Below are 25,336 nucleotides of genomic sequence, written 5' to 3' on the forward strand. Positions count from 1 at the left end.
ATCAATTTGTTGTTTTTGACTATAGTGGATATTTTTTTCTGCAGCTTCATAACTGAAGACTCGATTTTTTTAAGTTGCACCTTCCCTTCACTGTGCAATTAGTGAATTAAAATCATTTAGTCACTAATTTCCACAATTTTTCTAAATGTTATTATAAGTTTCCCACCACTGCAAGCTTATACATTAAAGCATACATTCTGTAAAACGGCTAGCTTTCACCGCGTTAAAGTTAAATAGCTTTCTTTAATCAAAAATAAATGAATCTGCTGTCAGCATTATCACCTTTGTTTTAACTATCAAGATTCATTTGTACAATCTTAATGATTCCATCTTCATCAATGTCTATCTCAAATAAGCCATTTTTGGTTAAGAATATAGAATACGCAGTCTTACTAACCTTTTCATTGTTTATCTGTCGGATGGCAGAAGAAAATTGAATGATAAAATAATTTAGATCTGTTCTGGTGGCATCCACTTCATTTATTAAATAATTCCGAAGATACATCATTTCTGTATTCGGAAATGTTTTATAAAAAAAATCGAGAGGATGGCTTTTTTGAAAAGCATCATCTGATGAGAAGTAAGTGACACGAGGTATACCATCAGCTGTGAACCCCGCCAATAAATAAACAGTTGCATAATCCTGTTCAGGATATAATTTTTGGAACATCTCCAATGAATTTCTAAATAATTTTTGAGATTGTGCCTCGATTTCTTCAATTGAATTTGTTCCAAGAGAAAACATTTTTAGTTCCTCCATGCATATATCGATGATATTTTTAACACCCGCAAATGCAAAAATCACATTTTGATTTAATGCTATTACTTTTTTTTCATCATCACTGAAGTTTTCGGTTCCTCTATAGGTTATTCTTTTATCAGCCATAATAAATACACCATTTTCAAACTTTTTACCAATTAATGCAGTCATAATGAAATTCCCTTCAGAATAAAAATAAGGCCCTACTATCATGCATTTTGGAGTAGGGCTTACTTATATTTTATCATATATAGATTCCTTCTGAAGGTCTCAAGTTTCCGGACAGTAACAACTCTAAATATATAATTCTCGATCAAAACATCTATCAAATATATTTTCTTTCGGTTTTACACGATTTCCCCTAGTTTAATGTTAGCCACATATTGATCTATTTTTTTATAAAGTTCATCCGGATCGTCTGCGACAATGTTTTCACCATTTATAAGTGCGAATGGCTCCATCAAACATTGGCCGCAGTATAACAAGCACCTTTCTTCAATAACCTCCAAATCGGTTCGCTCAATTAATTTTCCCTTCATAGTTTCCAACTCGTCTTCGAAATTACATGGACAGAACTTTACGTTAATTTTCATGGCTAACTCCCCTTCGGTTTTTGTTGCCAACATTTTAATTGGATTAACCAAAAGTTTGCAAGAGTACACTCAAACGCATATTCGCTTTAACGGTTTAAAAGACTTATGCCATAAATACTAAACGCGTTAAAACACATATTTGCGCGATGAATTTTTATAGATTAAGATGTGAAACATTACAGAATCTAAATTTCGAAAATTCTGTTACTTAAAGTTAAAAATGATAAGGGAGAGGTTAAAATGGCTGAAAAAATGGTAGCATCACCTAAAACTAAGAAAGAAGAATTGTTCCCGGTAAAGAGTGTTCATTACGTAGAAATCTATACAGGAAACGCAAAGCAGGCTGCTTATTACTATGCGAAATCTTTCGGTTTCAAACTTGTAGCATATAAAGGATTAGAAACAGGTTCCCGTGACCGTGTATCTTACGTAATGGAACAGGGCGCTATCCGATTGATTTTAACAGGTACCCTATCAGACAATACAGACGTTGCCGAGTTTATAAAACTTCATGGCGAGGGTGTAAAAGATATCGCCCTCCTAGTAAAGGATCTAGAAAAAACATATGCGGGTGCGATCGAACGAGGTGGCATCGCTCTTCGGGAACCATGGGTGGAAGAAGATGAAAACGGCAAGGTAAAAAAAGCGATATTAGGTACATATGGGGATACAATTCATACGCTTGTAGAATCAGTCGATTATAAAGGCGTATTTATGCCAGGGTTTGAAGCTCGCGAGAACACCCTTGAATCTCAACCAACCGGATTAATTGGTGTTGACCACCTCGTTGGTAATGTGGAAGTTATGGAAGAATGGACAAACTATTATGAAAGTGCATTCGGTTTTACTGTTCTGAAGCATTTTGATGATGAAGACATTTCGACAGAATACTCTGCTCTAATGTCAAAAGTCATGATGAATGGAACAGGACGCATTAAGTTCCCAATTAATGAGCCTGCGGAAGGAAAGCGAAAGTCTCAAATTCAAGAATACCTAGATTACTATAATGGACCGGGCGTTCAGCATCTAGCCCTTTTGACAAACGATATCATCGGCACGGTGGCTGCCCTCAAAGAAAATGGTGTGGAATTTTTAAACACCCCTGAGACTTATTATAAAGAACTTGCCAATCGTGTAGGAGATATTGATGAAGATGTGAAACGACTTCAAGAACTTAATATTCTGGTCGATCGTGATGATGAAGGATACTTGCTTCAAATCTTTACTAAACCACTTGTTGATCGTCCAACACTGTTTATCGAAATCATACAGCGTAAAGGTGCACTTGGATTCGGCGACGGAAACTTTAAAGCATTGTTTGAATCGATTGAACGCGAACAAGAACTTCGCGGAAATATTTGATTTGGAACGGTCATACCGTTGTCTCTCGCGGTATGGCCTCCTTTAATAGGAGGTGTTGAGGTTGTTGTTAACAAAAGTAAATGTAAAGTGGAGAGAAGAAGCGGTCAGTCATTTTATGACCGAACTCATTGATTATGCAGGTCTATTTCCACCGGCTGCACTTCCGCTTCCAGAAGCTATTTCAAATTTTCATGCATACATCCATGATTCGGACAGCTGGATGCTCGGCCCGTTTGTTATTCCTGCTTCAAGATTGAGTGAACTTAAACCATATAAAGCTCTATTTAATGACAAATATCCACTTCGGTTATCTGTTATTTTTACGAAATTCGAAGAAATCGAAACCGAAATGGAAGCTATTCGTCATTTTTTAGAAACATATAAAACAGCTGGAACCATACAAGCAATAGAATTTCCGCTTCCAACACAGGTTAATTATTCATTCTTGGAGAATCTTGAAAAACAAACTGGGAGTTATCCCATTTATTGCGAAATGAAAGGAACGAATGATCAATTTCTAAACACATTGGATACTATACATTCGATTAACCAAAAATCCCTAAAACGTATAGGTATCAAAATGCGCATGGGTGGAATCACGGCTAATTTGTTTCCTACAGTCAATCAAGCAGCATTCGTTATTCACGAATGCCAGAAACGAGAACTGCCACTTAAATTCACAGCTGGTCTGCACCATCCGATACGCCAGTACCGAACGGAAGTTAAAACACGCATGCATGGTTTTGTTAACGTATTTACCGCTTCTATTATGGCATATAGCCGTTCGGTTAATACAGCAACCATTCAAGCCATTTTGCATGATGAAGACCCAACTAATTTTTCATTTACAACAGACTCGCTTTCCTGGCGCGATTTGACAGTCAGTTCGGCCGAAATCATCAAAGCACGCAGTTTCTTTGCAGCTTCCTATGGAAGCTGCAGCTTTAATGAGCCTCGGGAGGAACTAGGGGAGCTTACTATTTTTCATGGGGAGGCAGTAAGATGAAACATTCCTTTATTGAGACAACACCAGAATCACATTTTCCAATTCAAAACTTACCATACGGCATTTTCCAAAAAAACGGGCAAAGCCCCCGTGCCGGTACAGCCATCGGTGATTATGTTCTTGATTTATCTGTAATCGATGAGGTTGGCTTGCTAAGTGGGACAGGTGCAGAAGGAAAAAATGTCTTTTCCTCTTCCTCACTTAATCAATTTATGTCACTTGGCCGTCCGGTTTGGACTGCTGTACGTAACAAACTTCAATACCTTTTGGATTCGAAAACGTCTGTACTACGTGATAATGAAGAGCTTCGTTTTAAAGCGTTTCACCCATTGGCAGATATAGAGATGCTTCTTCCTGCAAATATTGGAGACTATACAGATTTTTATGCCTCAAGAGAGCATGCGACCAATGTGGGTACAATTTTCAGAGGGAAAGACAATGCCCTCATGTCAAACTGGACACACTTGCCGATTGGTTACCATGGACGGGCCAGTTCCATCGTTCCAAGTGGTACCCAGGTGCGGCGTCCTTCGGGACAGCGCAAACCAAAGGATGCAGATTATCCAGTATTTGGACCTTCGATACAGCTTGATTTCGAACTAGAGATGGGCTGGTTTATTGGACCCAGCAATACTCTTGGGGAACCAATTCCAGTTAATCAGGCTGAAGATCATGTTTTCGGGCTCGTTCTAGTAAATGACTGGAGTGCACGTGATATACAAGCATGGGAGTACCAGCCTCTTGGTCCATTTCTTTCTAAAAACTTTGCTACATCCATTTCGCCTTGGGTCGTGCCGCTAGAAGCACTGGAACCTTTTCGTACTGCTGGACCGCAACAGGATCCAGAGCCGTTTCCCTACCTGCAGCAAAAAAAAGATGGGGCATTTAATATTAACCTTGAAGTTCATTTGACACCAGAAAATACAGAACAAGCAACTAGGATTACGAATACCAACTTTAGCTATATGTATTGGTCAATCGCTCAGCAAGTGGCTCACCACACCATTACAGGCTGTAATATGCGTCCCGGTGACATGCATGGATCTGGAACTATCAGCGGTCCAAGCCGTGAAGAACGAGGCAGCCTCCTTGAACTTTCATGGCGCGGCACAGAACCGCTTCAACTTAAAGGCGGGGGCGAACGAAGCTGGATTGAGGATGGGGACAAGTTGACCATCAGTGGCTGGTGTCAAGGAGATGGGTATCGAATTGGATTTGGTGAAGTAAGCGGTCAAGTTTTGCCAGCCCTTTCGGAGGCAAAGATTTTAGGTACCCATAAAGTGAAGATGTAGCAACTAATCTACTAAATATAAAAGATAGTTACATGGAAGGAGTTTTGGCAATGACACATTATGTTAAAATGGGTCGCATTCCTCATAAACGTCATACTCAGTTTCGTCAGGAGGACGGAAGCCTGTATTATGAACAATTGATGGGTACGAAAGGTTTCTCTAGTATTCAGTCACTCATTTATCATATCAATCAGCCAACACAAGTAAAAAAAGCTCAAAAAATCCGCGATGTCCGTTATGAATATGAAGAAAAAGATGCATTAAAACATCGTCATTTCCGGACATGGAATACGGAAGTTGGCGGCGATTTTCTTGAATCTCGCAAAATTTTCATGGCAAACGATGATGTAGCACTTGGCGTTGCACGCCCTAACCAGCAAATGAATTACTTTTATCGAAACGGTGAAGGTGATGAAATGTTGTTTGTCCATGAAGGAAAAGGCAAAATCGAAAGTATTTTCGGTGAATTAAGCTTTGGGCCAGGTGACTACCTCATCATTCCGATTGGCACAACGTACCGCGTCGTCTTGGAAACAGAAGAAGCTCGCTTTTTCATCCTTGAATCTAATTCATCAATCGTACCGCCAAAGCGCTATCGCAATGAGTTTGGACAACTTCTTGAGCACTCACCTTATTGCGAACGTGATTTCCGGACACCAGAAAAACTGGAGCCTAAAGATGAAAAAGGAGAATATGAAATCAGAGTGCGGGCACAAGGCATGATCACATCCTATACGTATGATTTTCATCCGCTTGATGCGGTTGGATGGGATGGTTATCTCTTCCCTTATGCGTTCAGCATTCATGATTTTGAACCAATAACCGGACGCGTTCATCAGCCACCGCCAGTACATCAGACGTTTGAAGCACATAATTATGTCGTATGTTCATTTGTACCACGTATGTATGACTATCATCCAGAAGCCATCCCTGCTCCATATGTCCACAGCAATGTGGAAAGTGATGAAGTCCTATATTATGTGGATGGTGACTTTATGAGCCGCCGCGGCATTGAAACAGGATCGATTACCCTTCATCCAAGCGGTTTACCACATGGGCCACATCCTGGCAAAATTGAAGCGAGTATCGGTAAAAAAGAAACGCGTGAATTGGCAGTCATGGTCGATACATTCCGACCGCTGTATATCGTAAAAGAAGCACACGCTATAGAAGATGATGCGTATATGAGCAGCTGGCTGCCAAAATAATAGCTAAGGTTTCTTTACCATTTTTGTACCTTTGATAACAAACCATGAACGATCTACTCCCCCTAGGCAGATCAGTTCATCACAATATCCATCATGAAATAAAGCCGGAGCAAGAATCCTAGCTCCGGCGCTTTTGTTGTCATAATAGTTCTTCAGCAAGTCTGCGACTTTTTCCTCTAGTTCTTTATTTTCTAAAAAACCGAAGACTGATATAGATTCCAAAGCATTAAGCCAATCTGTAAACTGCTTTTCTTTTATATCTTTGTTCTTTTCAATAGCGATATTCGGCTTGATACGAGATTTCACCATTTACTATTTTCACTCCAAATTCACCCAAACACTCTTCACCTCGGTATAACTTTCCAAAGCATAGGCACTTAAATCCCTACCAAAACCAGACTGTTTATATCCTCCAAAAGGAGAAGCTGGATCTATTACATCATAGCAATTAATCCATACATTTCCTGATTTTAATTGATTAGCAACTTTGTGTGCCATTTTCACGTTCTCTGTCCAGATACCTGCACCTAAACCGTATGGAGAGTTATTCGCACGTTCAATTACTTCATTCACAGTATTGTAAGGCATGACAACGACGACTGGTCCGAAGATTTCCTCTTTTGCAATCGTCATATTCTCTTCTACATCAATAAAAATAGTCGGCTCAACAAAGAAACCTTTATCCGATTTTCTCCCGCCTGTCACTGCCTTTGCTCCTTCTTCTTTACCAATGTTAATAAATTCAAAGACGCGGTCTTGTTGTTTCTTAGAAACAAGTGGCCCCATCGTTGTATCTGAATCCAATCCATTTCCAAGCTTAACGTTTTCAGCTAGGGAAACCATACCGGAAACGACTTCATCAAATTGATCCTTATGAACGTATACTCTCGATCCAGCACTGCAAACTTCCCCTTGATTGAACATAATGCCGTTGAACACGCCGGGAATCGCTTTTGAAAGGTCCGCATCCGGGAGTAAGATATTAGGCGACTTTCCTCCAAGCTCCAGCGTCAACCGTTTCATTGAATCTGCAGCGTGTTTCATTATTTGCTTCCCGATAGGCGTCGAGCCTGTAAACGAAACTTTATTTACATCTGGGTGATTCACTATTGCATGACCGGCTTTCGCACCGAATCCAGGAACAATGTTAACAACACCTGCAGGAAAACCTGCCTTTTCAACAAGTTCAGCAAAATAAAGAGCCGATAACGGAGTCTGTTCAGCGGGCTTCAAAACAACCGTACAACCTGCAGCTAAGGCCGGGGCCACTTTCCAAGAAACCATATTAATAGGGTAGTTCCATGGGATAATTTGTCCGACAACTCCGACTGGTTCGTGACGAGTATAGTTTAAGAATGGACCGGAAACAGGAATTGTTTGCCCCATATTCTTTGTCGCCCAACCAGCAAAATACCGGAACGTTTCAATCGTACCTGGTACATCGACGGCCCGTGTTTCATTTATTGGTTTTCCATTGTCCAAAGTATCTAACTGTGCCAGCTCTTCTTGATGTTTTTCAATAAGGTCAGCTAATTTTAAGATGAGCTTTGTTCTTTCAGCGGCACCCATTTTTGACCATGGTCCTTCATCAAATGCTTTCCTTGCTGCCTTAACTGCCAAATCTATATCTTTTTCTTCCGCTTCATAGACTGTTCCCAATATTTCTTCAGTAACTGGATTAATTGTTTCAAATGTTTTTGAAGAACACGATTCCACAAATTTTCCATCGATGTACAACTTTTTCGTATCTTTTAAAAACTCACTCACCTTATTGCTTATTTCAAGTGTTTGGTTCGCCATTCTTGGTTCCTCCAGTCTAAAAATAAACATGCCAGAGACCGAGCCGCTAAGCCTTCAAGCTCTCTAGCATGTTGTATGAATGATTTATTTAATAGTTTTATTAAATTCAGTTACTGCTGTATCGATGATATTGATCATTTCCGAAATTTCTTGTTTATTTATGATAAGCGGCGGAGCAATGGCAACAATATCCTTGCCCTTTTCAAAGTCTGCAGCTCTTAAAATCAATTTGCGTTTGAAGCACTGATCAACGACAAACGAAGCTGGTTTGACTGATTCTGCAAATGGTGCATCTAAATCACGGTCCTGCTGAAGCTCAAATCCGGCAAGCAAGCCGACCGCCCTTGATTTCGTGAAATACCGGTGTTTATCCGTTAAGTAGTCAAACCCTTTCTTCAGCTCCTTCTCCATGTTGTTAACGTTATCAAGAATGTTGTCGCGCTCAAGAATTTCAATCGTTTTCAATCCAACGGCACAAGCTGTTGGATGTCCGCTATAAGTAAAGCCATGACCTAATATTTGATCATATTGAACGATAGTATCTCTGATTTCTTTATTAACCAACACGCCGCCAAGCTGTGCATAACCGCTCGTAATCCCTTTTGCTACACTCATGATATCAGGTACAACGTCCCAGTTATCGACACCGAACATTTTACCGGTACGGCCAAATCCACAAATGACTTCATCAGAAATCATCAGGATATCATTTTCTTCACATAGGGCTTTAACTGCTTTTAAATAACCATCAGGTGAAACGTGAACACCTCCTGCACCTTGAATTGGTTCAAGGATAAGGGCAGCGATGGTTTCCGCTCCTTCTTTTTCAATGACATCACGAATGCATCCTTCATAATTCGGATCATTTTTATCGCCAAGCTCACAATTAGTCAAATGTGATTTTGCCATCACCATATCGGCATCCCTTGAACCTGCAAAACTATGGAAAGCATCTATGCCAGTCGCTGTTCCAGCAGAAACCGTTGCACCATGGTAGCTACGGCTTATCGATAAGATTTTTTTCTTAGTTGGACGACCTTTTAAATTCCAATAAAAACGTGCTAGTTTAAAAGCTGTATCGTTTGATTCCGACCCACCGGATGTGAAAAATATGGCACTTAAATCTCCAGGTGCAATGGAAACTACTTTTTCCGCCAGGCGAACAGCTTTTTCATTGGAGTAGCCATAGAATGAAGAGCTGTAAGCAAGAGTGGCCATCTGGTCATATGAAGCCTGCGCAAGTTCCTTGTTTCCATGCCCTAAATTTACATTCCAAAGCATGGAAGCGCCATCAATATATGTATCACCTTTAATGTCCGTTACCCGGATCCCATTCCCTTCGTGAAAAATTATTTTCGGGCCATTTTCAATAAACAATTTAGGTACAGTCGTTGGATGAAGATAATGCTTTTTGTCTGATTCAATTAACTTTTCGATTTTCGACTCGGTTTTAGAAACAACCATGTTCCATACCTCCCAATGTAATAACTATTTAAATTCAAACACTTTCAACTATTAACCTAGTAAAGTTTATATTGAGAATAATTAAGGAATTATTCCTTAAATAAAAATATATAGTATAATTAGATTATTGTCAATAATCTGAATAATCATTCTAGTGGTTTTTTTATGTTTTTATTCCATTGGAAAAGAAGATTCGAGATCTTGACCTTTTTTGTCACTCCTTTTTCCAGCTAGTTCTTCAACTTCTAAACGGTTAATTTTTATATTTAAATATCCATAAGCGATAGCGACAAAAGTACTGATATAGCAAAAGAATGCATACGGAGCATATTCAACCGGAGAAACACCCAGAACGGAAAACATAAAAATACCACAAGTGGTCCATGGGATAAGACTTGCTGTCACTGTCCCGCAATCTTCCAATGTACGTCCAAGCAATTTCGGATGAAGCCCCCGTTTTTTATATTCATTCAAATACATGCGTCCAGGGATAATAACGGACATGAATTGGTCACACCCAACGACGTTTGAAGCGATACACGTACCAGCAGTCGCTGTGATCAAGCTGCCTGTCCGTTTTACTTTCCTAAGCAGCGACCCAAGAAGAGTTTCCAATATTTTCGCCTTTTCGAGAATAGCGCCAAATGATAAAGCAATAAGGATTAAAGATACCGTATACATCATATCTTGAATTCCACCTTGGTTTAACAATTCATCCGTAACTTTGTAACCGGTTTCGGCAGAATAACCATTATTCATGATGTTAATCATATTACCTAACGAAGTTTTTTGGATAACTAGGGAACAAGCCCCACCAATAAGGACCCCGACTGTCAACCCAGGAATTGCCGGTATCTTCAAAATGAAAATTAACGCAATAAAAAGTAACGGAATTAATAAAAACGGTGAGATAACAAATTGATCTGAAAGAATTCCTTGAATCTTTTCAGCCTGTGATAAATCTGCACCTTCTCCACGGAATTCGAACCCGAGTAACGTATACAACATTAGCGAAATAATGAGTGTGGGGACAGTAGTGTTCATTAGGTTCCTAATGTGTTCAAAAAGGTCGACACCTACAACCGCCGAGGTGAAATTCGTCACATCCGATAAAGGACTCATCTTATCACCAAAATAAACACCTGAGACGACTGCACCAGCAACCATCGGTAATGGAACACCCAAGCCGTGCCCAATCCCCATTAACGCTACTCCAATCGTACCGGCAGCGAACCAGGCATTTCCAGCAATGCTGACTAGAACTGAAATGATGCAGGCTGTAACAAGAAAATACGTTGGAGATACGACGCCTAATCCATAATAAACCATCGAGGGCACAATTCCAGATGCCATCCACGCTCCAATGAACGCCCCGATTATCACCAGAATCAATAAGGCTTTGATTGATACACTAATTGTTTTTACTAAGTGTTCTTCAATTGAATTCCAATTATGACCTAGTTTCAAAGCGACGATTACAGCAACGACCGTACTTATTAAAAGGGGTACATGTGGATCAGCACCATAAACACCAATTCCGATTGCCAGGGCACACGCCATAAACACGATTGGTATTAAAGCAAGCCATATAGAAGGGGTTTTTACCACATTCACATTGTTTTCCTGTTTCACTCATTTCACTCCCCGTTTACTTTTTAACTCCAAGTTTCGATTACTATCTAAGAATTTTCTTAAAAGTTGATAGCGCTTACAATCTTAAACGGTTAAAATGAGCGTTTGTCAGTTAAAAATGCCATTAATCAATCCCCCTGACTTTTTTAAAATTTAGCTTCATTTAATTAAAAAGCTACCATAATAGAATTTAACTCTAATTATTCTCTAAAGCCATACATTTTTATCCGATTATGAAATCTCCAGATTGTTTTTGCAATTCGATGAATTATGAAGATGAACCTACAAGTATATTCATTTCAAAAGCTACCTTAATATTATCCTGATGCCACTATCTATTTATTTATAGTTTCAACTGAGAGTTAACAATTGCTCGGTAATAAATCTTGGATGTCAATCCAGATTTACTCTAAATCTAACAGTACTGCACCAGCAATACCCGGTTCGGTCATTTCGTAAGGGTTTAAAATCAAATCTAGTTCTTCTTCTGTTAGGACATCATATTTCAGGCATAATTCACGAACGGATTTTCCATTTTCGATTGCTTCTTTTGCGATGCGTGCGGCAACCTCATATCCGATATGAGGATTAACTGCGGTAATAATGCCTACGCTTTTTTCTACATATCCTTTTAGACGATCTTCATTTGCCTCGATACCTGAAAGACAATATCCGGTAAATACACGGAACCCATTATTCATTAAACTGATTGATTGAAGTAAATTAAAAACAAGCACAGGCTCCATTACATTTAATTCAAATTGGCCAGCTTCTGAAGCAAGACAAATGGTATGGTCATTTCCAATGACCTGGAAGGCTATTTGATTGATGAGTTCTGGCATGACTGGATTCACCTTACCCGGCATAATGGATGAACCTGGCTGACGGGTTGGAAGTGAAATCTCAGAAAAGCCTGCACGTGGCCCAGATGCCATCAAACGTAAGTCATTCGCAATTTTTGACATGTTGATCATACATACTTTCAATGCAGCGGATACTTCTGTATAAGCATCTGTATTCTGAGTAGCGTCTACAAGATGCTCTGCATGGACTAATGGAAACCCGCTAATTTCCGTCAGGTACTTTACCACATACTCAATATAACGCGAATCTGCATTTAAGCCCGTCCCCACTGCCGTTGCTCCTATATTCACTTCATATAAATGAAGACGTGATTTCTTTATACGGTAAATATCCCGCTCCAGTACCCGGCTATAGGCCTCAAACTCTTGCCCAAGGCGAATCGGAACGGCATCTTGAAGGTGTGTACGTCCCATTTTAATGACATGATCAAACTGTTGCGCCTTTTTCTTGAATTCCAGATACATGTACTGCAATGTTTCTAGTAACTTTTCTAATAGACTAAGCGTTGCAATATGAATCGCTGTTGGAAATACATCATTAGTTGATTGCGACATATTCACATGGCTATTGGGACTTAAATGGCTGTAGGATCCCTTTTCATGACCGAGTAATTCAAGTGCACGGTTGGTGATCACTTCATTTACATTCATATTCATGGATGTCCCTGCTCCCCCTTGAATGGGGTCAACGATAAACTGGTCGTTCCATTTACCTTCCATTATTTCATCTGTTACCTGAACGATCACTTTACCAAGACCATCGAATAATCGCTTAGTCTTCATATTGGACATAGCTGCCGCTTTCTTTACCATGGCAAACGCTTTTATTAATTCCTCATGAATGCGATAGCCAGAAATAGGGAAGTTCTGAATTGCACGTATTGTTTGAATCCCGTAATACGCCTGCATCGGCACCTCTCTTTCACCTAGAAAGTCTTTTTCAATACGTCCATTATCCTTAAGCATGCTGATTCCACCTTGTCTCTTATTAAATAATAGAGGTCATAACTCTATCATTTTCCGTAAAGGAACGGAGCAATATTTCTTTTAGGGGCCACAATAGCAAGGAGCTTATTTGCTTAAAAATGCAAAGATCCCTCATAAAAATAGTCGGTGCCATCATGTAAAGCTGCTTTACTATATGAAAACTTGAACTAATAAACGGTGGATTTCTACGTCAATTCCCGATCAATGTTCATAATTCCCTGCAGAATTAAGTTTCCGGCTTTTTCAATATCCTTAGGCAGACTGTATTCTTCAGGACAATGACTTTTCCCATCAATGCTTTTCACGAAGACCATAGCTGATTTTGTAATCATTGCCATATGAGCGGCATCATGTATTGCCATACTGGGGAACGTCATAAAAGGCTCTTCCATCTCCTTAGCTGTGCTTTGTAATATTTGAACAATATCCTCATCTAAAACAACTGGTTTTTGATCAAGAAAAATCTGTTGCTGAACGTCCACCTTTCTTTTTCTCACGATTTCTTCCCAAGCACTCTGTATAACGTTAACCTTATGTTGAATCTTCTCTTCTGTTTCTCCTCTGACTTCATAGATAAAATCAATTTGTCCTGGAATAATATTTGCCGCATTCGGAAAGACAGTCAATTTGCCGACCGTTCCAACTACACTGCTGCCACTTCCTTGGCAATGACGTTCCACTTCAAGAATCATTTCAGCTACAGCAGTCAATGCATCCTTTCTATGTTCCATCAATGTCGTACCGGAGTGATTGGACTGCCCGATAACCCTTACTTTACTTCGATAAGTTCCGACAACTCTGTTGATGAAAGCCATAGCTATATTTTCACTTTCCAATCGCTGTCCCTGCTCAATGTGCAGTTCAATAAAAACCTTTTTGTTCTTTCCCATTTCCGTCATCATCGGGAATTTATCAAGGCCTCCCCCGGCTTTAATGAGTTCATCACTAAGACGGGCACCAGTTGAATCAAAGACATCTTGCAGCATTTCGATTTTTAATTTGCCGACGAAAGAACGGCTTCCAAACGTCGATAAGTTAAAATCATTCGATTCTTCAGCCGTAAATGAAACGATTTCCAAGTCATGGTCAAGAATCACGTTATTTTCAATTAGTGTTTTTATAATTTCTTTCGCCATAAGTACACCTAACGGGCCATCATATTTGCCTCCATTCGGAACTGAATCAAGGTGAGAACCAATAACGATACTGCCTTGTTTGTTTCCATTCCCCTTGTGCCTTCCCCAAATATTAGCGGCCCCGTCAATAGTGACCTTTAAATCCATATTCTCTAATTCCTTAATAAACCGTGCTCGCACTTCATGATCAGCTTGTGAAAAACTGGGTCTTGTCACTCCTCCTTGATCATCTTTTCCGTATTCAGCATACTCCTTGATGTCCGACAGTAATCGGTTAATATTGATTTTCATAGCTGCTCACTCCCTCACTTTCTCCTAGCAACTTCTTTATTCGTCACCTTTTACCCCATAGGAAGGTGCGAGTTCCGGCTCAATTGCCCTGGATTTATAATTTTCTGCTTGCGGACTATAAATCTCCCATAGTTTTTTCAAATCATTTAGTGGATCATCGCTATAATCAACACGCAGATCTACATAAGCGAACGGCGTATCCGGATGATAGACCAAAAGTGCAATCGAATGTTCTTGATCAAGCTCCCCTCCCATGTTAAAACCGAGTTCAAGAGCTGAAATTAACCGCTCGGGTAAAGAGAGTTCCTTCTGTTCAAGAAAATGTTGGCCCATCGCTTTTGGGATTTCTGGATTGCTTAATAGGTTACCGATGCTGGCAACATCAGTGGCATAATAGTCCCCGTATACTCCAAGCGCTTTTTCACCTGTAAACACGCCTGATCCCCCGTTAGCATCGACAACAGCCAGCTGTCTAAAATCAGGGAAGTCCGAGGCAGCCACCATTGTCCGAATCGATGCCTCGGCACCGTAACCTGTTTCCAAAGCTGAAAGTCCTATGTCTGCTAGTCTAGGATCTGTGACATTTTGTGTCAGGATGACACCTATATTCGATTTGACCCAGGGACATCTTGCGCCAACAGCGGGGCTGCTGGAAGTGACAATAGCTCCTAAGGCTCCTGTTGAAGAGCAGCGTCCTGCCACAGAAAACGTACTTGTTATGTTCATTTTTATTCCTCCCTTGAAAATAAGGAGCAACCAACATGATTTTTCCAATCGTTGCTGCTCCATACATTTAAATGATATTTATTGAATCCCTTTATTCCTTACCGCTAATTATTGCTTCGACGTCTATTTCCACGAGCATTTCAGGAAGTGCCAGCCCATTGACGACAAGTCCTGTACTAACTGGGTATACGCCTTTAAAATGCTTAGCAATAACAGCGTAGGCTTCTTTTCGAAAAGAACGATCAGTGACATAAGTTGTGAGTTTGCAAACGTCTTCCATTTTCCCCCCTGCTTCTTCAAGCAACTGCTTGATGCAGCGACAAGCATTCTCTGTCTGTTCAGTCACATCATTCTCTCCGTGAAAATTACCTTCCAGATCAAATGCTGTTTGCCCTCTCATAAAAATACGGTTTCCCGCACGAACGACCATAGAAAATTCATTTGCCACGTGATGAGATTTCTCCCCCATATCAGCTGGATAAAATTTATTCGTTTCAAATTTACGATATCTTTTAATTTCCATTTTCGAATTCTCCCTTGCTTATTATTATTAATGAATTTCCAAACTATTTTTTCTGGCATTTTGGTTCTCACACATTGAAATCAAAGTAAAACAATCGATCCCTAGCAGCTTTTTTGCCTGAGGATAGTTTCCTTGTTGCAAAAGCTTGCGAATGCGTGAAGAAGAGATCATTTCACCTCGTTCACATGTCAGGGGCTGTAACACTTCCACTCTAAAATAGCGGCGTAATACTTCGATGGTGCCCTTTCTATTTTTTCCGAATAGGAAGTTAGGGCCTTCCCAGATTTCAATGGGACTTATCTCTTTTAATTCTTCAATGAATACCGAAACTTCCTTTTGAGTAAACGCTTCATCAAATGGACCGACTATAACATGGTCAACTCCTAGCATTTCGAGGCGATGGAGCTTCTCTTCCACTGTCATTAACAGTTGGCAGCCTTTAAAAAAGACTTTTGGAGGAGGATCAAAAGTATATACAACAAAAGGAACTCCAAGCTTCATGGCCCGTTCTTTTGCCTTTAATAGCAATGCTTGATGCCCCATGTGGATGCCGTCAAGTGCACCAATCGACAGAACCGATGCAGAAAGCTGTAAGGTTCCTTGTGTATGTATTTCCAATGAAATCTTCCCCTTTCTATATATAAGATTACTGATTAGTAACAGTAATAGCTGAGTTTAAATCTGCTGCTTTACGAACCATTTCGCGCTGTGCTTTCATATCAAAGCTATTGAAAACTGACATCTGTTGAGCAAATGGAGGACTTTGAGCAAACAATTCAAAGGTAGTTCTATGCCCTGCATAAGAAGAATTCAATAGGTCTCTCGCAAAGTATAGTAATTTCCCTCGTTCTTTTGCGCTCCACTCCCCAACGGAATAGTACTTATCAACATATTCTTGAATCGCTGGATCTGCAAACGTTTCGGAATCTGGTGTAACGGCAAGTTGCCCTCCTACGAGTTCCCTCGTTAAATGTGCCATCGCCGGGAAATTGGATAGTGCAAATACACGGCCAGTGTAAAGAAGAGATTGATTTGGCATCATTAAACCGCCGGGGCTGACTTCCGCATTTGCAACAGCAGCTGTTAAATGAGCATTAATTCCTTCCCGGTAATTAATAAGCTGAGATATTTTTTCCCTTACTGCCTGCAGCTTTGTCAGACCTGTTTGTTCAACGTTCAATAAAGCCGTTCCTAGCAAATAATCTGCTCTGCGCAATACTCTAAGGACGTAGTTAAAGGCAGAATACCGATGCAAAGTGGAACGAATGTACGCAGCAGAGGCTAATGAACGATGGAACAAGACGTTTTCCCATGGAATAAGGACGTTATCGAATATTAGCAATGTATCAATTTCTTCAAATTTTGTGGAGATTGGATAATCTGTATCATTTTTCCCTGTACCGAGGGACGTACGGCAAATGTGCTTTAATCCAGGAGCTCCCATATCAGCGATGAACCCACAAGCAAATGGGGCCATCGTTTCTTCTCCGGCTTCCCAGTTCAAGATGGTCGGTTTAACAAACGCCTGGTGAGCATAGGCGGCAGCCGTTTCAAACTTCGCACCCTTTACGACAATTCCTTTATCGTTTTCTTCAACAACATGAAGCAGGGTTCCGCCATCTTTTCCGCTAAAAAGTTTGCTCCGGTCCCCTTTTGGATCCGTATTAGCGGAAACGTGGAACAAGTCTTCCCTTGCCACGCGATCGATATGATTGGCAATATTTTTCGCGTAAGTAGGGTTAATTTCATTTAATTTATCCTGCGCGTCATATAAGGACCACATTTCACCGATCGTTTCATCACCAACACGGTATACAACTCCGCCAAGATCATCAAGCACAGTTTCCACGTGATTGCGGATTCCTGTCAAATCTTCTTTAGTCTTTGGCGCTTTATACGCTCGTGAAACGACTTCGCCATCTTCCAATCGAGTTGTTAACTTATCCTTATTTTCAGGTTCAAAGGCCATGTCATACATTTTTGCTTTCACATCAACAATCGGTTTAAACGATGGGTGTTCAGCTACATTTGTGACCCTTTCCCCATCGATGAATACTTCCCTGCCGTCATTCAAAGATTCACGATATTGCTTACCAGTCATTAAAGCCATAAAATTTCCTCCTTTTAGATGATTTGTTGATTAATTATCATAATGACTTAGACACACAGCTTGTTTTAACTTCAGTTTTAAGCTTTCTTGAACGAACCAAATTCTCCTTTGAAATACACGAGTGGATCCCCTAAGAGTGCATCGGCTTTTTGAACCTCCGCCAGAAAGACGGAATGAGTACCTCCCGTTACTTCTTCGACCACCCTGCATTCAATCTGGGCAAGCGTGTTGTTTAAAACAGGGTTACCCAGTTCGCCATAGGACATTTCCACACCTTTGAACTTCTCAGTGTTTGACCTGGCAAACTGCATCGCAAGCGCGCTCTGGTTTTCAGCAAGAATGTTTACAGTAAATGAACCTGCTTTCGAAATTGCATGACAGGTACCTGTATTTTTATTGGCACATACAAGTAGCATTGGAGGTTCAAGAGACACGGAACTAACTGCGCTGGCAGTAATCCCATAATCTATTTCACTTTCCCTTACGGTAATTATCGATACTCCACTGGTGAAATGACTGATTACATTTCTAAATGATTCAGGACTCACTAATTGTAACGATTGATTATCATCAGAAGAGATATTACTCATATGAAATGCATCCCCCTTTTTTTTATTTAAGGAATTATTCTTAATGTGTTCCTTAAATAAATCATAAAAAAAAACCAGCGGATTGTCAACTGAATTTTCTAACAATTCTTATAGTTTTATTTTTCTTGATCATCCATAGCAACTTATTCAACATATATACTAATGTTTACTATAATTGTTATAATCGATTAAAGAAGATCCAAAAGAAACTGTAAGCATAAAAAAGCAGGAATTATTCGATTAATTAAGTTATTGCCTGAAATAATACATAACGTTTTTGGAAAATTTGCAAGTTATTCTATTAGGTGGTGTTTCAACTATGAAAATAAAAGCCGGAATTGTTGGTCCAAGTGACTATGTACAGATTATATGCGATATTGCAAATGAATACTCAGACAGACTGTACCCGATTCCATTTGGATATCAAAATGCCGAAGAGGCGACAAATATCGTGAAACAAAATCAACAGTTGGTCGACCTTTGGATTTTTGCAGGTCCAGCTCTCTATCCTTTTGTAGAAAAAAGCGGTTCCAAACAACCATTTTTTTATCTTAACTTAGATGGGGCAAGCTTAACAAAAACTTTAGTGGAAGTGGGTTATAAAGATTCTAAAAGCCTCAATCGGATGAGTATTGATTTGCTTAAAGAAAGAGATGTATATGAGACTTATCATGATCTCGGCATTTCATATGAAGATATTCATGTACATGAATATCTTCAAGATACTTCTCTCCAGGATCTTCTTGCATTTCATCAAAAACTATTTAAAGAGGGAAAAGTTGATATTTGCATTACCTGTCTATACTTTGTATACGAACAATTGAAGTTACAAGGGATTCCTGTGTATCGAGTTACCCCTACACGCAGCAACATACGTGAAACGCTAAAAACAGCGATCCAAAAATGGGAAACCCTTCATTTTAAACAATCACAAATTGCTGCTATTTTTATCAAAGTGGAAAACATGGATACAAACATGAATCACCACACCATATCCTACGATTTACATCGATTGAACTTAAAAGTGCAAGATGCTGTATTAAACTTTTCCGAATCTATTTTCGGCACTTTTGTGCCTCTTGGCATTGGAACATTTGTAGTTTTCTCCACGAGAGGTTCCATCAAAGAAACCGGGCAACAAATTGGAGATCTTTTGGAAAAATTAGCTCTAATTTCAGAATTACCATCGAACGTTGGAATCGGCTATGGAGAAACTGCATTGGCTGCAGAGGAAAATGCACGACTTGCTTTGAATCATGCACAAAATTACGATTCTTTTTGTGCATTCCTTGTTGATGATAGAGGGATTATTGAAGGTCCTCTTAAAGAACAAGAAAGCATTTCTTTTGGCTATCGAACGGAGAATAAGGAAATCAGTGAAAAACTTAAACAGTGTGGCGTCACGATTACAACACTTAACAAGATTTTGTCTGTACAAAAAAGAACGGGGAACCACTCTATAACAGCATCAATTCTTGCAGAATGGTTAAAAATGACACCCCGGAACGCACGGCGAATACTTAATGGTTTAGTCGAGCAAGAGATTGCCGAAATAATTGGTGAAGAAGCACCGACAGCTAAAGGGAGACCTAGAAAGATATATCGAGTTAATGGTGAATTGGAGACTAAAATGGAATAGACCGATTAAAAACCCAGGCACTCAATTTCTAAGTGTTGAATTCTCACATCTCACCTTTTAAATTAGATTAGATTAGGAGCAGAAATGCTCCTTTTTTTATTCAAATGGTAATCGGAAGTTTTATGTGTTGTATGTTTACAGCTTTTTTAAAAAAATCTTGGATATAAACCCAAACATTAACAAAACGCCATTTAAGGCGTTTCAGACTGTAGACAAACTCAATGAAAATCGAGTTTGTCTACAGTTTTTTAACGGTTTGAACAATTTGAACGTAGCCCCTCCAAGAGTCAGATGGTGTCCTTCACTTCTATGAAATTTCTTTTGGAAGTGAATCCCTTCAGCAACATCTATGGTGCCCTACTGGGTTTGGTATGTAAAAACAACTTAGTTGCAACACTTAATCTAAATTCGATTATCTTTTTAAGTTGATTTTATTATGCATTGTTAATTGGAATTGCATTACTGTCCTTTGTTTAGGATATTTAAAATAAAGTCATGTTCGCAACATTTGTCCAAAACAAGAAAAAGAGCAATGTTGTTTCTTTACAGACGCATAGATAATCGCTAGACCTATTGGCAGTTTTCTTATTAACTCGTATGCTTACTACCATAATAGACTAAATGTTTTCCTTCCTGTTCTTCCATTTTGAATCCACGCCAACCTTTTGCGATAATTCCTTGCTGTGATGCTATATCGTTCATCTCAATGATCTGGATTTCCTGCCATGGAGATGCATCCACTACAGCCAATTCCTTGACAAATATATAACGCAATTGACCACCATATTTCTCCTTTAATGCTGCAATTTCCATTCCTTGGGCAAATTTATCTTTTAGGCTTGGGATGTTAAAAGGCGCAACTGTACAGCATACATATCGATAAGGCGACTCCTGCTTGTTCAACTCCTTCATGATCAACATTGCAAGTGTCTGTTGCAGTTTGTTTCCCCTGTATGCAGGCAGTACGTTTGAAATTTCCTGATAAATAACTTCCGACAGCTCGTTTTCCATCAATCCGAAATCTCTCCCTAGATGTTCCCCATCAATAGGAGGAGCCAGCAACGCCCGGAATGCAATGAGTTCCTCAGAAACGAATGCTCCAATCATGATCCCATTTCCTTCTAGAATATATTGAAACTCTTCCTTAGTAAGCGGTTGAAGCACACCTTTATCGGTCAAATGGTGAACGACCTGTTCTTGAACTTGCAAAATACCGGTTAAATCCTCCAACACTAATTTTCTGACCTCATAGCGTTTATACTTATTATCCTTTTTGATGGTACCCTCATAAATCAATTCCAAAGTTACTCCCCCTATTATTGGATGACATCATGAAAAACTGTTAAATCAACTAGCGTTTCTTCATTTATCGCTACACCTAAACCTGGTTTTTCGGTCAATCTGATATATGGTACATCATAAGAAAGATCCCCTACATCCCTAGAGAATTTCAATGGACCAGTGAGTTCTACGCTTGTGATCACTTTTTTGGAAAATGCGACATGGAAGCCTGCTGCAGAACCAATAGATGATTCTACCATTGAACCAATCTGACATTCTAACCCAGCAAGCTCTGCTTGGTGGGCTAGCTTTATTGCCGGATATATACCACCGCATTTCATCAGTTTAATATTCACTTTATCGGCTGCTCGTTTCTGGATAATTTCACGCATTTCCCGTGTGCCCTTTAATCCCTCATCAATCATCAGCGGAATCGTAGACTTTGATTTTATTTCAACCATCCCATCGATGTCATCAGCAGCTACCGGTTGTTCAAGCCAATCAAGCTGGCAATCACGCAATTGATCAATCGCCACAAGAGTTACCGCACTATTCCGCCATCCTTGATTAACATCTGCACGTATAGCGATATTATCACCTACAATGGAGCGGACAGCTTGAATGCGTGCCACATCCTCACTGACATTGGTGCCAACCTTCATTTTAAATGACCGATAGCCCTGCTCTACCATAGCTGCCGCTTCTTCCGCCATTTTTTCAGGAGGAGCTATACTTAAGACATGGGTAATGGGGAACTCATCATGATAACGTCCCCCGATTAACTGGTAGACAGGCTGCCCCAGTTTCTTACCCATGATATCAAAGCAAGCAATGTCAATGGCCGCCTTAGCTGTAGGGGCACCATAAATCGCTTTGTCCATCAAGTCATGAAGACTTTCGATATCAAATGGATTCCTGCCCAACAGTATGGGTCCCAACGTATTTTTCAACACCTGGTAGGTCCCTTCCAAGGTTTCACCTGTCACATGCTCGTCTGCCACACCTTCCCCGTACCCCACAAACCCTTCATCCGTCTCCATTTTGACAAGGATCGATGGCATAAATTCGTAGGTATGGTAACTGACCACAAATGGCTCTTTAAGAGGCAGATGGATTGCATAAAGGTGGATTGCTGTAATTTTCATTTTCAAAACTCCCTTTCGATTCACAAGATTGTACGAGTTTGATATAGTTGTCGTTAATAAACCGTTATTTAGAATACATTAGCTCTTTCACTTGGAGGTTAACAATGAATACAAGAATTGCTGTCATTGGTTCCACTGAATTTATCGAAAGAATTGAATCCATCACATCCGAGATTGCCGATATTGATTTCGACGCCTACGTATATCAGAAACCTACAGAGGCAGGTATGCTTGTAAAGACACTCAAGCCGTGTGATGCTGTGTTGTTCTCAGGGGCGTTGCCGTACTACTTTTCAAAAAAATATCATGAGCACCTTCCGATTCCTTCTTTTTATTTAGCACAAGATGAAATGTCGGTCGCTTCTTCCTTACTATCCGTGCTTTATCAAAAAAAAATGTCTCCTCATCGAATTTCCATCGATGTTAGCAACGCCTCGATCGTAACGAACGTATTAACTGACCTTGAAATCGAGATGGAGCCAAGCTATATCATTGATTACCAGGAGATGCTTGATGACTCATTTGATATTTCAATAATCACTTCTTATCATCATAAACTTTGGAAGGATGGTTTAATTGATCTTGCACTAACAAGCATACATTCTGTATTTGATCAACTGCAGCTTATTGGGGTACCTGCCATGCGCATGGTTGATCCCCGAAGCTCCATCTTTAAAGCGCTGCATGATATTAAAGCCTATACCGAACTAATTAAAAGCAGATCTTCACAGATTGCCGTTTGCTATGTCATATCTGAAGATGCGAACGCTCATGAACTGATAGATGGTTTGGCACATGAAATACAAGCCTCCGTCCAGCTGCTGGAAGACTGCCATTTCATCCTGTACAGCACTCGTGGTGATATCGAATCGTTGATAAAGAAAAACGGCATGAATCATATTTTTGCCAAATTCAAGAAGAAGAGTAAGATTGGTTTCGGATATGGTTCAACCATTTTGGATGCAGATCGCCATGCAAAGATTGCCCTCGGTTTTGCTGAAAAACATGGTGAGTACAAATGCGGATACATTCTCACGGAAGACAAGGATTTGCTTGGACCGTTTCCACAGCACACCAAACAGCAACGCTTGAAAAACGATCATCCCGAACTTCTTCAGGTTGCCAAACAGACAAAATTGAGCCCTGCAAACATATCTAAAATCATCCAGTTCAGTCATTCCCGCCAATCCGTCCAATTCACAGCTGCAGAACTAGAGGATTATTTACAGGTGACCCGTCGTACCACAGAAAGAATTATAAAAAAGTTATCCGATCATGGTCATGTTACCATCGTCGGCGAAGAAATGACGTATTCGAAGGGACGCCCTAGAGCTGTTTATCAACTTAATTTGCCAGTATACTAGATTTAAAGTAAAGAAAGGTTCTCTCAAATGGAACCTTTCTTCGCTAGAGTTCTCTTGCTTTATTGCAGGTCATTTGGCAAGTATTTCAAATAGGTAAGGTTGCTTCCTCTTCTTTCTTGATATTCTGAATTTCGGCTTCTGTCAATTTCGTAATGGTAAAGCCAGTCATCGCGTAAATAATAGAAATAACCGGGATGATAAAATTCAGAATTGCATATGGTGCATAATCGAATGCATGCACTCCAAGTGTTGCCAGAATGAATACTCCGCAAGTATTCCAAGGAACAAATACTGAAGTCAGTGTTCCGCCATCCTCAAGCGCACGGGATAGATTTTTCGAGTGAAGTCCTTTATCACGATAAGCTTTTACATACATACGTGAAGGAATAACGATGGAAATATATTGTTCTGAGCATGTTACATTCGTCGCAAAGCATGATAAAACAGTTGACGCAACGACGCTTCTTGATGTTTTTGCAAATTTTAATATTTGCTTTACAATCGCTTGAAGCATGCCTGTGTTTTCAAGGATTCCACCAAATGTCATCGCAACAATCGTCATGGACACGGTGTACATCATTGAATCCAACCCGCCGCCGTTAAACAGCTTGTCGACCATTTTATCGCCCGTATCAATCACGAAGCCGCTTTGCAACGCTGCTATTGCATCAGCCATGCTGCCACCTTGAATGAATATTTGTGATAAAAAGCCGAGCAACACCCCTATAATCAACGCTGGAATGGCTGGAACCTTTTTAGCAACAAGGATAATGACGATTAACGGAATGATCAATAAGAATGGAGAAATGAAAAAGCTATCCTGCAAAACACGCATCGTTTGTTCAATATTCTCAGCGTTCATATCTCCTTTACCAAAATCCTTCCCAAGAATGGCGTATACGACCAAGGCAATGATAAAGCCTGGAATTGTCGTGTAAAGCATATGGCGAATATGCACGAATAAATCTGTTCCTGTCAGTCCGGATGCAAGGTTGGTCGTGTCTGAAAGCGGTGACATTTTGTCACCAAAATATGAGCCTGAAATAATAGCCCCCGCAATCATTGGCGCTGGTATTCCCATACTAAGACCAATCCCCATCCCAGCAACACCGATTGTCCCCATCGTTGACCAAGAACTGCCGATTGCCAATGATACCACTGCACAAATAACGGAGATGCTAACAAGAAAAAATGAAGGAGTGAGGATTTTAAGACCATAATATATCATGGTGGCAACAATTCCTCCGCCCATCCAAGCCCCGATTGTCATCCCTACCAGAATAATGATGACGACTGCTGGCAGAGCGAGACGTATTCCCTTGTACATGGACTCTTCAATTTCATTCCACTTATATCCAGAATACCAAGCAACAATAGCAGCAGCTGATGTTCCAACAATAAGCGGAATATGCGGACCCTGTTCCAGCCAAACCACCGTAATTGCCATCATTACAATCATGACGACGAGCGGTATTATTGCAACTCCGAATGACATTTCTTTTTTCATAAAGCATCCCCTTTGTTATTAATTTTCATGAATCTATTATTTTGATGACTATTTAAA

Annotated in this window: 22 protein-coding genes; 6 read left to right on the forward strand and 16 right to left on the reverse strand. The window is 40.0% G+C overall.

What is annotated here, in order from left to right; translation table 11 throughout:
* Nucleotides 1-289 precede the first annotated feature (289 nt).
* Nucleotides 290-931 carry an Ntn hydrolase family protein gene (locus ACSR9O_RS21830; RefSeq protein WP_157830943.1) on the reverse strand — a complete coding sequence of 214 codons (642 nt, stop codon included), beginning with the start codon at nt 929-931 and terminating at the stop codon, nt 290-292.
* Nucleotides 932-1,107: 176 nt separating this feature from the next.
* Nucleotides 1,108-1,353 (reverse strand): DUF1450 domain-containing protein, encoded by a 246-nt coding sequence (locus ACSR9O_RS21835; protein WP_157830942.1) that lies wholly within the window; start codon nt 1,351-1,353, stop codon nt 1,108-1,110.
* A 240-nt stretch (nt 1,354-1,593) separates the two neighbouring features.
* Here ACSR9O_RS21835 and hppD point away from each other — a divergent pair, with 240 nt between their 5' ends.
* The 4 genes from hppD (at nt 1,594) to ACSR9O_RS21855 (ending at nt 6,221) form a co-directional block, all read left to right on the forward strand.
* On the forward strand, nt 1,594-2,715 hold the full coding sequence (hppD, locus tag ACSR9O_RS21840; RefSeq protein ID WP_427573127.1) for a 4-hydroxyphenylpyruvate dioxygenase: 1,122 nt from the start codon (nt 1,594-1,596) through the stop codon (nt 2,713-2,715).
* Nucleotides 2,716-2,776: 61 nt separating this feature from the next.
* The gene (locus tag ACSR9O_RS21845; RefSeq protein WP_101221513.1) at nt 2,777-3,721 is read left to right on the forward strand and encodes a hypothetical protein; all 945 of its coding nucleotides are present in this window, start codon (nt 2,777-2,779) and stop codon (nt 3,719-3,721) included.
* The gene (fahA, locus tag ACSR9O_RS21850; protein WP_491725090.1) at nt 3,718-5,013 is read left to right on the forward strand and encodes a fumarylacetoacetase; all 1,296 of its coding nucleotides are present in this window, start codon (nt 3,718-3,720) and stop codon (nt 5,011-5,013) included. Before ACSR9O_RS21845 ends, fahA begins: the two co-directional genes overlap by 4 nt.
* A gap of 50 nt (nt 5,014-5,063) precedes the next feature.
* The gene (locus tag ACSR9O_RS21855) at nt 5,064-6,221 is read left to right on the forward strand and encodes a homogentisate 1,2-dioxygenase (RefSeq protein ID WP_230178300.1); all 1,158 of its coding nucleotides are present in this window, start codon (nt 5,064-5,066) and stop codon (nt 6,219-6,221) included.
* A 3-nt stretch (nt 6,222-6,224) separates the two neighbouring features.
* Here ACSR9O_RS21855 and ACSR9O_RS21860 read toward each other — a convergent pair whose 3' ends face one another.
* The 11 genes from ACSR9O_RS21860 to ACSR9O_RS21910 form a co-directional block, all read right to left on the reverse strand.
* Nucleotides 6,225-6,530, reverse strand: coding sequence for a hypothetical protein (locus tag ACSR9O_RS21860; RefSeq protein ID WP_230178299.1), 306 nt, complete (start codon nt 6,528-6,530; stop codon nt 6,225-6,227).
* Between the two features lie 9 nt (nt 6,531-6,539).
* Nucleotides 6,540-8,021 (reverse strand): aldehyde dehydrogenase family protein, encoded by a 1,482-nt coding sequence (locus ACSR9O_RS21865; protein ID WP_491725091.1) that lies wholly within the window; start codon nt 8,019-8,021, stop codon nt 6,540-6,542.
* A gap of 84 nt (nt 8,022-8,105) precedes the next feature.
* Entirely contained in the window at nt 8,106-9,485 is a 1,380-nt protein-coding gene (locus ACSR9O_RS21870; protein WP_491725092.1) for an aminotransferase family protein, read from the reverse strand.
* A 171-nt stretch (nt 9,486-9,656) separates the two neighbouring features.
* Entirely contained in the window at nt 9,657-11,117 is a 1,461-nt protein-coding gene (nhaC, locus tag ACSR9O_RS21875) for a Na+/H+ antiporter NhaC (protein ID WP_491725093.1), read from the reverse strand.
* 404 nt (nt 11,118-11,521) lie between these two features.
* The gene (aspA, locus tag ACSR9O_RS21880; RefSeq protein ID WP_491725094.1) at nt 11,522-12,946 is read right to left on the reverse strand and encodes an aspartate ammonia-lyase; all 1,425 of its coding nucleotides are present in this window, start codon (nt 12,944-12,946) and stop codon (nt 11,522-11,524) included.
* A gap of 206 nt (nt 12,947-13,152) precedes the next feature.
* Nucleotides 13,153-14,394, reverse strand: a complete 1,242-nt coding sequence (locus ACSR9O_RS21885) for a M20 family metallo-hydrolase (protein WP_491725095.1) — start codon at nt 14,392-14,394, stop codon at nt 13,153-13,155.
* A gap of 36 nt (nt 14,395-14,430) precedes the next feature.
* Nucleotides 14,431-15,120, reverse strand: a complete 690-nt coding sequence (locus ACSR9O_RS21890; RefSeq protein WP_230178293.1) for a DUF1028 domain-containing protein — start codon at nt 15,118-15,120, stop codon at nt 14,431-14,433.
* Between the two features lie 91 nt (nt 15,121-15,211).
* A complete protein-coding gene (locus ACSR9O_RS21895) occupies nt 15,212-15,643 on the reverse strand; it encodes a RidA family protein (RefSeq protein WP_230178290.1) in 432 nt (143 codons plus the stop codon).
* 27 nt (nt 15,644-15,670) lie between these two features.
* Nucleotides 15,671-16,261: an FAD synthetase family protein gene (locus ACSR9O_RS21900; RefSeq protein ID WP_230178288.1), complete on the reverse strand. Its 591-nt coding sequence runs from the start codon at nt 16,259-16,261 to the stop codon at nt 15,671-15,673.
* A 28-nt stretch (nt 16,262-16,289) separates the two neighbouring features.
* Nucleotides 16,290-17,753 (reverse strand): 4-hydroxyphenylacetate 3-hydroxylase family protein, encoded by a 1,464-nt coding sequence (locus tag ACSR9O_RS21905; protein ID WP_230178286.1) that lies wholly within the window; start codon nt 17,751-17,753, stop codon nt 16,290-16,292.
* Between the two features lie 77 nt (nt 17,754-17,830).
* Nucleotides 17,831-18,343: a flavin reductase family protein gene (locus tag ACSR9O_RS21910; protein ID WP_491725096.1), complete on the reverse strand. Its 513-nt coding sequence runs from the start codon at nt 18,341-18,343 to the stop codon at nt 17,831-17,833.
* 277 nt (nt 18,344-18,620) lie between these two features.
* Between ACSR9O_RS21910 and ACSR9O_RS21915 the strand changes: the two genes are divergently transcribed.
* Nucleotides 18,621-19,982, forward strand: coding sequence for a helix-turn-helix domain-containing protein (locus tag ACSR9O_RS21915; RefSeq protein WP_491725097.1), 1,362 nt, complete (start codon nt 18,621-18,623; stop codon nt 19,980-19,982).
* Between the two features lie 588 nt (nt 19,983-20,570).
* On the opposite strand, the gene ACSR9O_RS21920 is transcribed toward ACSR9O_RS21915, so the two are convergent.
* Nucleotides 20,571-21,284: a GNAT family N-acetyltransferase gene (locus ACSR9O_RS21920; protein ID WP_230178281.1), complete on the reverse strand. Its 714-nt coding sequence runs from the start codon at nt 21,282-21,284 to the stop codon at nt 20,571-20,573.
* Nucleotides 21,285-21,298: 14 nt separating this feature from the next.
* Nucleotides 21,299-22,408 (reverse strand): mandelate racemase/muconate lactonizing enzyme family protein, encoded by a 1,110-nt coding sequence (locus ACSR9O_RS21925; RefSeq protein ID WP_230178279.1) that lies wholly within the window; start codon nt 22,406-22,408, stop codon nt 21,299-21,301.
* Between the two features lie 104 nt (nt 22,409-22,512).
* Between ACSR9O_RS21925 and ACSR9O_RS21930 the strand changes: the two genes are divergently transcribed.
* A complete protein-coding gene (locus ACSR9O_RS21930; protein WP_230178278.1) occupies nt 22,513-23,772 on the forward strand; it encodes a transcriptional regulator in 1,260 nt (419 codons plus the stop codon).
* Between the two features lie 85 nt (nt 23,773-23,857).
* Here ACSR9O_RS21930 and nhaC (ACSR9O_RS21935) read toward each other — a convergent pair whose 3' ends face one another.
* Nucleotides 23,858-25,279 (reverse strand): Na+/H+ antiporter NhaC, encoded by a 1,422-nt coding sequence (gene nhaC / locus ACSR9O_RS21935; protein WP_230178277.1) that lies wholly within the window; start codon nt 25,277-25,279, stop codon nt 23,858-23,860.
* Nucleotides 25,280-25,336 lie beyond the last annotated feature (57 nt).

Source organism: Peribacillus sp. B65, from assembly GCF_058513295.1.

What these genes read in the sequence shown, in the direction of transcription:
- ACSR9O_RS21835 (WP_157830942.1), bottom strand. Translation starts at nt 1,353, where the DNA reads ATGAAAATTAACGTAAAGTTCTGTCCATGTAATTTCGAAGACGAGTTG.
- ACSR9O_RS21890 (WP_230178293.1), bottom strand. Translation starts at nt 15,120, where the DNA reads ATGAACATAACAAGTACGTTTTCTGTGGCAGGACGCTGCTCTTCAACA.
- hppD (WP_427573127.1), top strand. Translation starts at nt 1,594, where the DNA reads ATGGCTGAAAAAATGGTAGCATCACCTAAAACTAAGAAAGAAGAATTG.
- ACSR9O_RS21910 (WP_491725096.1), bottom strand. Translation starts at nt 18,343, where the DNA reads ATGAGTAATATCTCTTCTGATGATAATCAATCGTTACAATTAGTGAGT.
- ACSR9O_RS21855 (WP_230178300.1), top strand. Translation starts at nt 5,064, where the DNA reads ATGACACATTATGTTAAAATGGGTCGCATTCCTCATAAACGTCATACT.
- ACSR9O_RS21870 (WP_491725092.1), bottom strand. Translation starts at nt 9,485, where the DNA reads ATGGTTGTTTCTAAAACCGAGTCGAAAATCGAAAAGTTAATTGAATCA.
- ACSR9O_RS21830 (WP_157830943.1), bottom strand. Translation starts at nt 931, where the DNA reads ATGACTGCATTAATTGGTAAAAAGTTTGAAAATGGTGTATTTATTATG.
- nhaC (WP_230178277.1), bottom strand. Translation starts at nt 25,279, where the DNA reads ATGAAAAAAGAAATGTCATTCGGAGTTGCAATAATACCGCTCGTCGTC.
- fahA (WP_491725090.1), top strand. Translation starts at nt 3,718, where the DNA reads ATGAAACATTCCTTTATTGAGACAACACCAGAATCACATTTTCCAATT.
- ACSR9O_RS21905 (WP_230178286.1), bottom strand. Translation starts at nt 17,753, where the DNA reads ATGGCTTTAATGACTGGTAAGCAATATCGTGAATCTTTGAATGACGGC.
- ACSR9O_RS21925 (WP_230178279.1), bottom strand. Translation starts at nt 22,408, where the DNA reads ATGAAAATTACAGCAATCCACCTTTATGCAATCCATCTGCCTCTTAAA.
- aspA (WP_491725094.1), bottom strand. Translation starts at nt 12,946, where the DNA reads ATGCTTAAGGATAATGGACGTATTGAAAAAGACTTTCTAGGTGAAAGA.
- ACSR9O_RS21930 (WP_230178278.1), top strand. Translation starts at nt 22,513, where the DNA reads ATGAATACAAGAATTGCTGTCATTGGTTCCACTGAATTTATCGAAAGA.
- ACSR9O_RS21895 (WP_230178290.1), bottom strand. Translation starts at nt 15,643, where the DNA reads ATGGAAATTAAAAGATATCGTAAATTTGAAACGAATAAATTTTATCCA.
- ACSR9O_RS21865 (WP_491725091.1), bottom strand. Translation starts at nt 8,021, where the DNA reads ATGGCGAACCAAACACTTGAAATAAGCAATAAGGTGAGTGAGTTTTTA.
- ACSR9O_RS21860 (WP_230178299.1), bottom strand. Translation starts at nt 6,530, where the DNA reads ATGGTGAAATCTCGTATCAAGCCGAATATCGCTATTGAAAAGAACAAA.
- ACSR9O_RS21885 (WP_491725095.1), bottom strand. Translation starts at nt 14,394, where the DNA reads ATGAAAATCAATATTAACCGATTACTGTCGGACATCAAGGAGTATGCT.